Annotated in this window: 11 protein-coding genes; 9 read left to right on the forward strand and 2 right to left on the reverse strand. The window is 71.3% G+C overall.

The features are described from left to right. Window position 1: 1 nt before the first annotated feature. From PH203_RS13310 to PH203_RS13320, 3 genes are all read left to right on the forward strand, one after another. A complete protein-coding gene (locus tag PH203_RS13310; protein ID WP_289920097.1) occupies window positions 2–736 on the forward strand; it encodes a hypothetical protein in 735 nt (244 codons plus the stop codon). 88 nt (window positions 737–824) lie between these two features. Further along, window positions 825–1,352: a sigma-70 family RNA polymerase sigma factor gene (locus PH203_RS13315; protein ID WP_289920098.1), complete on the forward strand. Its 528-nt coding sequence runs from the start codon at window positions 825–827 to the stop codon at window positions 1,350–1,352. Window positions 1,353–1,354: 2 nt separating this feature from the next. Beyond that, window positions 1,355–2,047, forward strand: coding sequence for a hypothetical protein (locus PH203_RS13320; protein WP_289920099.1), 693 nt, complete (start codon window positions 1,355–1,357; stop codon window positions 2,045–2,047). A 67-nt stretch (window positions 2,048–2,114) separates the two neighbouring features. On the opposite strand, the gene PH203_RS13325 is transcribed toward PH203_RS13320, so the two are convergent. Continuing rightward, window positions 2,115–5,408 (reverse strand): S8 family serine peptidase, encoded by a 3,294-nt coding sequence (locus PH203_RS13325; RefSeq protein ID WP_289920100.1) that lies wholly within the window; start codon window positions 5,406–5,408, stop codon window positions 2,115–2,117. 216 nt (window positions 5,409–5,624) lie between these two features. After that, entirely contained in the window at window positions 5,625–6,152 is a 528-nt protein-coding gene (locus tag PH203_RS13330) for a CGNR zinc finger domain-containing protein (protein WP_289920101.1), read from the reverse strand. A 121-nt stretch (window positions 6,153–6,273) separates the two neighbouring features. On the opposite strand from PH203_RS13330, the gene PH203_RS13335 reads away from it, so the two are divergent. The 6 genes from PH203_RS13335 (at window position 6,274) to PH203_RS13360 (ending at window position 12,720) form a co-directional block, all read left to right on the forward strand. After that, window positions 6,274–6,717 carry a VOC family protein gene (locus tag PH203_RS13335; RefSeq protein WP_289920102.1) on the forward strand — a complete coding sequence of 148 codons (444 nt, stop codon included), beginning with the start codon at window positions 6,274–6,276 and terminating at the stop codon, window positions 6,715–6,717. 2 nt (window positions 6,718–6,719) lie between these two features. Then, the gene (locus PH203_RS13340) at window positions 6,720–7,601 is read left to right on the forward strand and encodes a pyridoxamine 5'-phosphate oxidase family protein (protein ID WP_289920103.1); all 882 of its coding nucleotides are present in this window, start codon (window positions 6,720–6,722) and stop codon (window positions 7,599–7,601) included. A 9-nt stretch (window positions 7,602–7,610) separates the two neighbouring features. Next, a complete protein-coding gene (locus PH203_RS13345) occupies window positions 7,611–8,057 on the forward strand; it encodes an NUDIX hydrolase (protein WP_289920104.1) in 447 nt (148 codons plus the stop codon). A 291-nt stretch (window positions 8,058–8,348) separates the two neighbouring features. Beyond that, a complete protein-coding gene (locus tag PH203_RS13350) occupies window positions 8,349–10,115 on the forward strand; it encodes a TIGR03767 family metallophosphoesterase (protein ID WP_289920105.1) in 1,767 nt (588 codons plus the stop codon). Window positions 10,116–10,237: 122 nt separating this feature from the next. After that, complete coding sequence (locus tag PH203_RS13355; protein ID WP_289920106.1) at window positions 10,238–11,380, forward strand: serine hydrolase domain-containing protein; 1,143 nt, start codon at window positions 10,238–10,240, stop codon at window positions 11,378–11,380. Between the two features lie 161 nt (window positions 11,381–11,541). Beyond that, the gene (locus PH203_RS13360) at window positions 11,542–12,720 is read left to right on the forward strand and encodes a glycosyltransferase family 4 protein (RefSeq protein ID WP_289920221.1); all 1,179 of its coding nucleotides are present in this window, start codon (window positions 11,542–11,544) and stop codon (window positions 12,718–12,720) included. Window positions 12,721–12,738: the final 18 nt, after the last annotated feature.

Below are 12,738 nucleotides of genomic sequence, written 5' to 3' on the forward strand. Positions count from 1 at the left end.
GATGACCGCCGAAGACCGGGGCATCGACGCGCTGATGGCCGCGATCACCGACGAACCCGTGCCCGACGACAAGCGCGCGGACGCCACGTTCATGACCGAGCACCGCAAGGCCACCGCCGATGTGGCGCTGCTGCGCGAGCAGCTGGGGATCATCGGCGACGCCCTCGCCGAACCGCCCGCGCAGCCGTCCCCGGCCGCGAGGTCCGCCCCTCCGCGCCCCGTCCCGAACCCTCGCCGGGCCGTCAGGTTCGCCTTCCGGGGCCTCGCCGTGGCCGCGGCGGCCTCCGTGGTCGCGGGGCTCGGCTGGCTGGTGGCGACGGGCGCGGGCGGAGCGATGACCTCCTCGGACGACGCCGACGGCGGATCCATCGCCAAGGACTCCACGGCCGCGGAGTCCGGCACCCGCTTCGGCAGCCCGCACTACCTCGCCTGCACACAGCTGGTCGTCGAGGCGAAGATCGCCTCGGTCGAACGCCTGGAGGACGGGGTGCAGTTGCGGATCACCGTGGACGTGGTCCGCTACTACAAGCAGGACGGGCAGCGCCCGGAGCGGCTCACCTACGTCGTCGACGACACGTTCACCCGTGGCCTGGTCCGGGGCGACCAGGTGCTGTTCGGGGTGCCGAAGGGCGACGCGGTGCCCGACCACTGGGTGGTCGGCGAGGCGGAGGTGGCCCGGGAACGGGCCTGGATCCAGGCCTCGTTGCCGGAGTCGCGCAAGCTCACCTGCGAGTGACCGAACGATCTGTGCCGCTCCCACGTCTCAGGAGAAACGCGTTCAGGGGAAACGCGATCCGGACAGACGGGGCTGAGGGGGAGCACGGGTGCCGATCAGGAGACCGCGGGACGCGCAGGCGGCGTCGGACCCGCTGAGCGCGGCGCAGGCCGACCGGGTCCGTGCCGTCCTGGCCCTCGGCGGGGTCCCGCAGGACGATCTGCAGGACGGGCTCCAGCAGGTGCGGCTGCGGCTCCTCGAACGCCGGGCGCGGGGCGAGGAGCCGCCGCGGGACGTGGGCGCCTGGGCCGCGGTGGTGGCCTCCAACCTGGCCGTCGACTGGCACCGCACCCGGCACCGCCAGGAACGGGTCAGGGAGCGGCTGGCCCTGCTCGACCCGCCGGAGAGCCGGGTGGAGGACGCCACGGACGCCGGCGTGCGGGCCCTCGCCGTCGCCGAGACCCTCGACGTGCTGCCCGACGCCCAGCGCCAGGTGCTGGTCCTGCGCTACTACGCGGACCTCTCGGTCCCGCAGATCGCGGAGCAGCTGGACATCCCCCTGGGGACGGTCAAGAGCAGGCTGTACGCGGCGGCGAGGCTTCTGCGTGAGCGGCTGAACGTGGAAGAGACGGTGTGACGGTGGAGCGCGACGACGAGCTGATGGCGGTTCTCCTGGGCGAGCCCCCGGACACCCGGGACGGCGCCTCGGCGGCCCGGCACGCGGCCGCGGAACGGGACATGGACGCCGTACGGGAGCAGCTGCGGTGGATCGGGGACGGGCTGGCCCGGGAGGCGGCCGGACGGGAGGCGGCGGGGCCTGCCGGGCCTGTGCGTCGGCGGCGGGTGCGGGGGTGGGGGCTGTTCGCGCTCGCGGCGTCGGTGGTTCTCGCGCTGCTGGGCACGGGGACGATGTACGTGGTGGCCCACGGGGGTGTCGGGGAGGGCGGCGCCGATGCCCTGCTCACCGAGGAGGGGCTCGTCGCCTGTGCGCGGGCGGTCGTCGAGGGCACGGTGGAGCGGGTCGAGTCGGCCGGCGGCGACCGGTACCGGATCGTGCTGGAGGTGGAGCGCTACTACAAGCCGTCGAGCGGGGACCGGCGGCTGTCCTTCAGCGACCAGGGGGAGTACGTCCCCGCGTACTACCGGACCGGTGCGCGCATGCTCGTCCTGGTCTCCAGTCTGTCCGGAGAGGGGCCGGTCACCTATCGCGCGGGCGACGAGCCTTACGCCGAGGGCGGGAAAGGGGCCGCCGGGGACGACCTGGAGGCCGGGCGGCTGATGGTCGAGGAGGCGTTGCCGGGAGCGCGGGACGTGGATTGCTCGGCCGGTTGAGCCGGGCACACGGCGAGGGGCGGGCGCCCGTACGGACGCCCGCCCCTGTTGCCGAACTACCTGCCGGTTACGGCGTGACCTTCTCGATCTTCACGCTGCCGAGGCCCGCGACCGTGCCGCGCGCGTTCACCAGCTGGACCTGACCGAAGAACTCACGGCCCTCCGGAGCGGCCGCCAGGGCGGTGACGTTCGCGGAGACGTCCGCGGTGCCACCGGTGCCCAGCTTCACCGGGGTGGAGTCGACGCTGACGCTGCCCAGGGCGGGGGAGAAGAAGACGTCCTGGTAGTCGTACTCGGTCGAGCCGGCCGGGATCGAGTAGCCGATGACCTGGACGGTGTACGTGCCGGCGGCCGGGTCGGCCACGGAGACGGACTCCTCCGAGTCACCGTCGGCCGAGGAGCCGGCCTCGCTGCCGTCGGGGGCGAGGACGACCAGGTCGAGGTCGGCGGCCGCGTCGGAGACGTTGCCGATGGTCACGTCGAGCGACTTGGCGCCCTCGGGCACGTCGACCGTGGTGGTCGTGGTGGCGCCGTCGGCGATGGCCGGACGGGCCGACTTGGCCGAGCCGAGCGGGCCGCCGACGAGCTTGCCGTCGATCGCGGCGAAGTTGTTCGTCACCTTCCAGGAGGCGGCGGCCGGGGTGCCGACCTTGGCCTCGGGCACGGTCACGACCTCCGGGGCGAAGGCGGCGCCGAGGACGGTGACGTCCAGCTTGTACGGGTTGTCGAGCAGCGGCGACGTACGGCGCGACTCGACCTCGATCTCCCAGACGCCGGGGACCGGGTCCGCGTACGAACGCACGTCGGGCCGGCAGCCGTTGCCGTCGAGGTAGTTGTTGTAGCAGTTCGGCGTGCTGGTCGAGTCGGCCGGAACGCCGTACGGGTGGATCGCGATGAACCGGGTCTGGCTCTTGCCCTTCAGCCCGCCGATCGCGACCTCGAGGGACTTGGCGCCCTCGGGGACGGTCACGAAGTAGTGCTGCGAGCTGTTGCGCTGCACGGTGTTGGACGCGGACGTCGTGTACTTCAGCGGCGTCGAGACCACGACCGTGTTGAGGATCTGCTTGTCGATGCCCTCGGTGCGCGGGTCGTCGACCTCCAGGATCGCGCTCTTGAGACCGGCGGTCGGCGCCTTCGCGGCGATCTTGACGGTGACCGGCTTGTTGAGCTCCAGCTTCACCTCGTCGGAGCCGACGATCCAGAACGTGCCGGAGGCGTTGTTCTCCAGGTGCAGCTCATGGCGGATCGGCTTGTCGGCGCCGGACGTACGGGTGATGGTGACCTCGTACGACTTCTTCACGCCGGCCTTCAGGCCGCCCTCACGGTCGTAGATGCCGGTGCCGAAGCCCGGCGTCTTCAGGAACTGGTCGATCGCGGTGTCGACCGGCGCCTTCACCGTGTAGTCGTGGGCGGTCGCGCCGTCCTTGATGGAGTCCCAGGCGTCCTCGATGTTGATGAGGCCCGCGCCCTCCTCGTACGCCTGCACACCCTTGATGTGGTCGGCGGTCGAGGTCAGCGCGGTGCGCAGGGTCTTCGGGGTGAGCTCGATGCCCTTCGCCTTGGCGGCGGACAGCAGCAGCGCCGAGGCGCCGGCGGCCTGCGGGGAGGCCATCGAGGTGCCCTGGAGCATGGCGTAGCCGGCCGGCAGCGAGTAGCCCGCCTCGGCGACCGGGGCGCCCGGCAGCCAGGTCTGGATCGTGTTGATCGAGGCACCCGGGGCGACCAGGGTCGGGGTGAAGCCGCCGTCCTCACGCGGGCCGCGCGAGGAGAACGGGATCAGCGCGTACGGCTTCGACACTGCGGAGCCGTAGTTGGAGGCCCACGTCGCCTTGGAGATCGAGGCACCGACGGAGATCACCTTGTCGGCCAGACCGGGGTCGCCGATGGTGTTGGCACCCGGGCCGGAGTTGCCGGCCGAGATGACCAGCTGGACGCCGTAGGTGTCGATGAGGCGCGTGTAGAGCTCGGCGCGCGCGTTGTTGCCGTCGTTCAGCGCGGGCAGACCGCCGATGGACATGTTGACGATGTCGACACCGCGCTTGGTGACGAGGTCGATCATGCCCTCGGTGAGCGCGATGTTGGTGCAGCCGCCGGTCCAGGTGCAGGCGCGCGAGGAGACGACCTTCGCGCCCGGGGCCGCGCCGTTCATCTTGCCGCCGAACAGGCTGTTGGCGGCGGTGATGCCGGCGACGTGGGTGCCGTGCTCGGACTCGATGACGCCGATGTTGACGTAGTCGGACTTGTCACCGGCCGCGTTGAAGACGACGTCCTTGCGGATCTCGACGACGAACGGCTGGCGCTCGACGACCTCGGTCGACGGGTTGTCGGTACCGAAGTAACCGATCTGGAAGCCGTCCTTGTACGGCTTCATGGCCGCGTCGTCGGTGAAGTCGTTGTTGTTGTTCAGGTCGACCCGGACGGTGCCGGCGGCCGCGTCGTAGAGCACGCCCCAGACGTCGGTGGTGTCGCCGTCGCGGTTGGAGTCGCCCTTGGCGTCACCGCCGGCCGTGGCCGACTCGCGGAACAGGTTGAACTGGTAGGCGCCCGCGGGGGCCTTCCAGGTGGCGCCCGCGATGGTGAAGCTCGGGCCGCTGACGGGGTTGTTCATCCGCCGCCAGGTGCCGTCCTGGTCGCTCACCGGGTCGGTGGCCGTGACCCAGTCGACGATCTTGCGTTCGCCGGTGGTGGTCTTCTGCAGCGCCGGGTGGCCGAGGTCGACACCCGAGTCGATGACACCGATGGTGATGCCGCGGCCGTCCGCCTTCGGGTGGTCCTTCACGAAGTCGACGGCGCCCGTCTCGAAGGACGGGTTGTACGGGTTCTCGGCGGGGGTCTTCTTGCCGGGCGCGGGGTAGGCGGCGGCCGTCGCGGCGGCGGAGGCACCCTTGGCGGTGTCCGCGCTCGGCGTCGGGTCGTCCAGCGGGATCTCCTGGCGCAGGTCGATGCCGTGCACGGAGGAGAGCTTCACGGCGGCCGCGATGGCCGCGTCCGCCTTGGCGGTGGGGACGGTGGCGCGGACGTAACCGACCTTGTCGAAGGTGCGGCCCACGAGGCCGCCGTCCACGGCGTCCAGCTGCTTGGCGACCTGCTCGGTCTGTCCCGGAGCGGTCGCGATCATCATCGAGATGCTCTTGTCGCCGTCGGCCTTCGCCTCGGCGAGCAGGTCCGCGTCGTCCGAACCGAGCTTGTCGTGCGCGGACTTGACGACCGGGTCGGCCGCGGGGGGCGCGTCGGCCGCGGCGACGGCCATGGGTATCGGTCCGGCCGCGGAGAGCGCGGCCACGACACCGGCTGCGACGGCTATGCGCACCACGCGTCTCGCGCCGCCCGATATCGGATCGCGCTGGGGGGTGAGGGTCATCGGCATCCCTTGTAGGTAAAGGAACGTGCGGTGGCGGCCGGGACTGATCGGTCCTGACCGCGAGAGTCCGGAAATGCGAGCCCGGACGATCGCACAGCTTTACGCATGGGAAGGATGTTTAGGGAGAGTTGACCGAATCGATATGGGCGTGTGGGGAAAACCCGCGATCCCTTTTAGGGAGTTGAGCGACAAAAGGGATGGATCGGCCAAGGGCTCTCAGGCTTCTCTGGTGCGCGCATAGTGCCGCGACGCCTTGGCCCGGTTCCCGCACGCCGCCATCGAGCACCAGCGCCGGGTGCCGTTGCGTGAGGTGTCGAAGAAGTGCAGGACGCACGCCTCGTGGGCGCAGCCGCGGATCCGGTCGGGCGCGGTGGTGAGCAGCTCCAGGTAGTTGCGGGCGGCGAGCCAGGCGGGTCCCCACGCGGGATCCTCGAACTCCGGCACCTCGCCGGGGCCTTCGGGGGTGAGGGTGGCCCGGATGCGGCCGTGGCCGAGCACCGCGTCGACCCCTTCGGTGATCTTCTCGTCGACGGCCCTGCGCAGGGCGTCCCGGGCGTGCAGCACATGTCGCAGGGTGGGTTCGTCGGCGTCGAACCGCCCGTCGAGCGCGTTGGCCCGCAGCCACACGGCGAGCCCGTCGGTGCCGGTGAGCAGGTCCTGGGCGACCCCGTCCTGCATCCATCGCGTGTTGAGCAGGTCGAGCGCGAGGGGCTCGCCGATGAGCGGGCGGGGATCGGCGGACATGTGGGGCTCCCTTCCGTGCTAACCGGTCAAGGGTACGTGAGGGGTTGCACCGACCGCTTCTAACCCTTAACTTTGCTCACACAGGTTAGAACAGTGTGCTGCACAGCCGAAGGGGACAGTCATGACCTTGCGCACCGGCCACATCGGCCTGAACGTCACCGACCTCGACCGCTCGCTCGCCTTCTACCGCGAGATCCTGGGCTTCGCCCTGATCGGCGAGGGCAAGGAGGAAGGGCGGCGGTACGCGTTCCTGGGGGACGGGGAGAAGCTCGTCCTCACCCTGTGGCAGCAGGCCGAAGGGGCGTACGCACCGGACCGCGCCGGCCTGCACCACCTCGCCTTCGAGGCGGACTCGGTGGAACGGGTCGAGGAGTACGAGCGGGCGCTGCGCTCGTACGGCGCGGACTTCGCCTACGAGGGAGTCGTCGCCCACAGCGAGGGCGCGGCGTCGGGCGGCATCTTCTTCCACGACCCGGACGGCACCCGCCTGGAGATCTCGGTGCCGAGCGGCGCCGAGGGCGCCCCGGCCCCCGTCGAGTCGGCGCCGACCTGCGGGTTCTTCTAGTCATGGGCGTCTATCACGCGGGCTCGCGAGAGGTGCAGGACCGGGTCGGGGTGCGCGAGTCGGCGGACCATGTGGGCCGGTCGGTCGGCGAGGGCATCAAGCCGGTCGCCGCGGCCTTCCTCGGACTCCAGCCGCTGCTGGTGGTGGGCGCCGCGGACCCGTCGACGGGCCGGGTCTGGGCGTCGCCGCTGTCCGGGGCCCCGGGCTTCGTCCGGGCAACGGGCCCACGCCGGATCACCGTGACGGGCGGGGTGCTCCCGACCGACCCGCTCGCCCCCGCCCTCGCGACGGCCGGTGTGTCCGTCGGCACGATCGCCCTCGACCCGCGCACCCGCCGCCGTATGCGCCTGAACGGCCGGCTCCGGCCGTCCGCGGGAGGATTCTCCGTCGACGCGGAGCAGGTGTTCGCCAACTGCCCGAAATACCTCCAGCGCAGGGAGTCCTACGAGACGGTCGCGGGCCGAAGGAGCGGGACACCGGTGCGGGGTGCCGAACTGACCGGCGGACAGGCCGAGTTCGTCTCCCGGGCCGACACCTTCTTCGTGGCGACCGTGCACCCGGGCGGGGCCGACGCCAGCCATCGCGGCGGCAACCCCGGTTTCGTGCACGTCGATTCGCCGCGCGAGCTGAGCTGGCGGGACTACCCCGGCAACGCCATGTTCCTCACCCTGGGCAACCTCGCGGCGGACCCCAGGGCCGGACTGCTGTTCCTGGACTGGACGACCGGGACGGCACTGCAGCTGACGGGCGAGGCGCGCACGGAGTTCGGCGCGGAACGCAGGGTGCGGTTCACCGTGACGGAGGCCGTCGAGACGCCGGCGGCGCTGCCGCTGCGCTGGTCGGCGCCCGAATACTCACCGGCGAATCCCGACCCGGCGGGCTAACTTCCCTGTATGCGCCAGAAGTTGAGGGTGGCGGCCTACGCCATATGCGTCCGTGACGACCAGGTCCTCCTCGCCCGGTGGATCGACGGCGCCGGAAATCCGGAGTGGACCCTGCCGGGCGGCGGCATGGAGCACGGGGAGGACCCCTACGACACCGTCCTGCGGGAGGTGGAGGAGGAGACCGGCTACGACATCGAGGTCACCGGCCTGCTGGGCGTGGACTCCCGCCGCCACACCTACGCCCGGCGCTTCGGCCGCAGGGTCGACCACCACGGCGTACGGCTCGTCTACGAGGGCCGGGTCACCGGCGGTGAGCTGCGCCACGAGATCGGCGGCTCCACCGACATGGCCGCCTGGCACGACCTGGACGCCGTGTCCGCTCTGCACCGGGTCTCGCTGGTCGACATCGGGCTCCGGCTGTGGCGCGAGCGGCCCGCGGCGGGGCGGGCGGTGTAGGGGGCGTCGGCCCCGGCGGCTCCTCGGGCCCCGGTTGCTCCCCGGGCCCCGGCGGTACCGCCGTCTTACCCAGGAAAATGAACACGGAGTGACCGCCTCCGGGCCGTTCGAGGAGCGGCCGTGGACGCGGAAGGTGGACAGAGATCCACGTACGGTGATCGGCGTTGCACGTTGCCGTCTCGTTCACGTGCAGGTCATCCCCGGTGCCAACGATCCAGAGCGAGCGGGTTGTTCGCAACCGCGAGCACCCGCGACCACTGCCGACGCGTTCGCACTCGGGGAGACCGCGCCATGTCGCGCATACGCTCTGCCACCTCCGCACTGGAGGTCAACCGCCGTACCGTCCTCGCCGCCACCGCGGCGGTGTCCCTCTCCGCGGGTGTCGGCTACGCCCTGCGGCCCACCGACAGCCAGGCCGCCACCAACGCCGCCGACACCGCGGCCGCCGAGGCGCCCGTCGCCCGGTCCCGGCAGGCCCCGGCCGCCCCCCTCGCCCCGTACACCCGGGGCACCACCGTCGCCTCGGTCGCCGCCGCCCGCACCGCCACCGGATTCCGCCGCCTCGGCGGCGGACCCGGCTGGCGGCGCGTCGTCCGCGCCGACCTGGCCACGCCGAAGACGGGGCGCGCGGGCCGTCGTACCGCGCTCGCCGCGTTCGTCCAGCTCACCGATCTCCATCTGATCGACACCCAGCACCCGCTGCGGCTCGAATACCTGCGCTCGACCGATGTGCACGCCTGGCGGCCGCAGGAGGCGCTGACCGTGCACGGGGCGATCGCGCTCGTGGAGCGGATCAACGCGCTGCGCGGCGGCCCGGTGACCGGAGCGCCGCTGCACTTCGCCATGACCACCGGCGACAACACGGACAACAACTCGAAAACCGAGCTGGAGTGGTTCCTGAAGGTCATGAGCGGCGGGCGGATCAGCCCCAACAGCGGTGACCCGCGGCACTACGAGGGCGTCCAGAACAGTGGCATCAAGCAGTACTGGCAGCCCGACGCGAGTGTCCGGGACGCCGACAAGCAGCGCGGCTTCCCGCACCTCGACGGCTTCCTCGCCGCCGCCGTCCGCGAGGTCAACAGCCCAGGACTGAACCTGCCCTGGTACTCCACGGTCGGCAACCACGACTCGCTGCCGCTCGGCACCTACGCCTCGCACGCCGACTCCTACCTCACCGAGCTGGCCGTCGGCGGCAGGAAGCTGATGACCCTGTCCGCGGCCGAGGCGAAGAAGCTCCAGGACTCCCTCAAGAAGGACAAGGACCCCACCGGGTCCGGCGTCTACCGCGAGCTGCTCAAGGCGCACGCCCGTGACATGCGCTCGGTCACCCCGGACGAGAAGCGGGCGCCGTTCACGCCGCGGGAGTATCTCCAGGCCCACCTGGACCCGGCCCACCGCGGGGTAGGTCCCGTCGGCCACGGCTACTCCACCGCCAACATCGACGCGAACACCCAGTACTACTCCTTCCGCATCGCCGACGACGTCATCGGCATCAGCCTCGACACCACCGACGCCGGCGGCCACTACGAGGGGTCCGTCGGGACGGCCCAGCTGAAGTGGCTGGACAGGACGCTCAAGGACAACAAGGACTCGTACGCGATCGTCTTCAGCCACCACACCAGCAAGTCCATGGACAACTCCCGCCCCGACCCGGCCCGCCCCGGTGAGCGCCGGCACAGCGGTGCCGAGGTCGTCGCCCTGCTGGGCAGCCACCGCAACGTCCTGGCCTGGGTGAACGGGCACATCCACCGCAACGCGATCACCCCGCACGCCTCGGCCGGCGGCCGCTCCTTCTGGGAGATCTCCACCGCCTCGCACGTCGACTACCCCCAGCTCGCCCGCGTGGTCGAGCTGGTGGACAACAAGGACGGCACCATCTCCCTCTTCACCACCTGCATCGAGTCCTCCGCCCCGCACCGCACGGACTTCACCGACCTCTCCCAGACCGGCCTGTCGGCGCTCTACCGCGAGCTGTCCTTCAACGCCCCCGGCGGCAGCACGAAGCTGGCGGGCGAGGCACGGGACCGGAACACGGAACTGGTGCTGCGCAAGGGCTGAGCCCCGAAGGGCCGAAACCCGCTCAACCGGCGTACCCGGCTCAACCCCGCTGATACCGGCCGTGTCTCACCCCGCGACCGAGCTCGACGACGAGCACAAGGACGAGCACAACGGGGAGAGACATGACCGTACGGACAACTCTCGTGGCGGCGACCGCCGTCGCGCTGTCGGTGGCCCTGGCGGGACCCGCGTTCGCCGCGGCACCCGCCAGAGGCGGCCACGACGCGACCCGGAAGGCGATCGAGGCCGCCGTGAAGGACGGCGTGCCCGGGGTGACGGCGGAGGCGAGGACCGGGCACCGCGTCTGGTCCGCCACCGCCGGGGTGGGCAACCTGGGAACGGGCAAGCCGCGTTCGGCCCACGACCGCTACCGGGTCGGCAGCATCACCAAGACCTTCGTGTCGACGGTGGTGCTCCAACTGGAGGCGGAGGGGCGGCTGTCGCTGGACGACACGGTGGAGAAATGGCTGCCCGGCGTCGTCCGCGGCAACGGCCACGACGGCGGCGCGATCACCCTGCGCGCGCTCCTCAACCACACCAGCGGAATCTTCAATTACACGGCCGACGCGGAGTTCCGCAGGACGTACTTCGAGAAGGACGGCTTCTTCGAGCACCGTTACGACACGAAGTCGGCGCAGGACCTGGTGGACATCGCGATGTCCCACAAACCGGACTTCGCGCCGGGCACCTCCTGGAAATACTCCAATACCAATTACGTCCTTGCCGGAATGGTGATCGAGAAGGCCACGGGCAGGCCGTACGGCGACGAGATCCGCGAGCGGGTCATCCGGCCCCTGCACCTCGACGCCACCTCGGTCCCCGGCACCCGGGCCACCGTCCCGCGGCCCAGCAGCCGCGCCTACTCCAAGCTCGCGGAGACGATCACGGGACCGACGTACGACGTCACGGAGATGAACCCCTCGGCGGCCTCGTCGGCGGGCGGGATGATCTCCGACAACGCCGATCTGAACCGCTTCTACTCGGCGCTGCTGAAGGGCAGGCTGCTGCCGCCGGAGCAGCTCGCGGAGATGCGGACCACGGTGACGGACGCGGCCCATCCGAACGCCGGCTACGGCCTCGGCCTCATGGAGCTCAAGCTGTCGTGCGGGGTCGGCGTCTGGGGTCACGACGGCGGGATCCACGGCTCGTCCTCGGTGGCGGTGACGACCGCGGACGGCCGCCATTCCCTCTCCTTCAACTTCAACGGCGACTGGTCGGGGGATGCCCTCGCGGTGGTCGAAGCGGAATTCTGCGGCAAAAAATAGCTCCGCGTTTCGTTTAATTGCGCCGACCCAGACACGAAGCACTCAGTTCATGCGTACGTAATGTCCGTACCGCCTCATATCGGCTAACCCGCGCTTCACGGGGGATGGCTGGAACTGAGTGCAAGGCGGGTGGTCGTGTGCGTACGGGACACGGGCTGCGGGTGCTGTCGGTCTACGAGGGCTTTTTCTCCGGTGGTGCACGGATCGTGCACACCGATGTGGTGCTGGGTCTGGTCGAAGGCGGTCAACGGCACGGGGCGCTGAGCCTCCACGCGGAGGTGCACCGGGAGGCCACCCGCCAGCGCATGGAGGACGACGCGTGCCATCGCGCGCTCACCTCGGCGGGCGTGGTGGTCTCCGCCCTCGACCGGGTCCACGGCACCGGCCACGGCATTTCGGCCGACTTCACCGGGCCGGAGCTGGCCGAAACGGCTCGGGCGATGGCGGCGGCGGATGTCATCCTGTCGCTCAAGGAACAGCCGCTCGCCCTGCTGAACCAGGCGGGCCTGCCGCGCCGCCCGGTCGTGGTCTGCCTGCACCGCTCCGACCCCGAGAACCAGGGCCGCGCCCTCGACGACCTCAAGGCCGCCATCGCCGACGGCACGGTCGCGGCCTGCGTCTGCTGCGCGGAGTCGACACGGGCCGCGTACGAGGCGGCGGGCATCCCGTCCGAGCTCCTCCACGTCATCCCGAACGGGGTGGACCTGTTCCGCTTCCGCCCGGACGCGGCCCGCCGGCTCGGGTTCCGTACGGAGCTGGGCATCTCCGCCGCCTCCCCGGTGGTCGTCTTCGCCGCCCGCTACGACGGCATGAAGAACGTGCCGCTGTTCCTGGCCTCGGCGCGGGAGTGGCTGCGGGACGAGCCGGCGGGGCAGGTGCTGATGTGCGGGGCGGGCATGACACCGGCCAACCCCGCCCTGGAGGCGGACATCGTCGCCGCCGGCCTGGGGCCGTTCCGTGACCGCCTCCGGCTGCTGGGCGTACGGCGGGACATGGAGACGGTGTACGCCGGCGCCGACGTCGTCGCCCTCACCTCCTCCTGGGGCGAGGCGGCCCCCCTCTGTCTGATCGAGGGCATGATGTGCGGCGCGGTGCCCGTCTCCACGGACGTCGGCGACAGCGCGGCGATCGTCACGGGCCACGGCATCCTGACGGCCCCGGACCCGGTGGGGATCGCGGCCGCGTGGTCGGAGGCGGCGGCCCGGCGCGGGGCGTTGGCGCCGGTCCTGGCAGCGAGCCGCGAACGCTTCAGCCGTACGCGGATGGTGGCGTCGTACGCGGCGCTCATCGAGGGCGTCGTCACCGGCGTCGGCCTGGACGAGGGGCACGTCCGTTCCTGAAGTGCCGACCGGGCGGTT

It is taken from the genome of Streptomyces sp. S.PB5, from assembly GCF_030403745.1.
Lineage (GTDB): Bacteria > Actinomycetota > Actinomycetes > Streptomycetales > Streptomycetaceae > Streptomyces.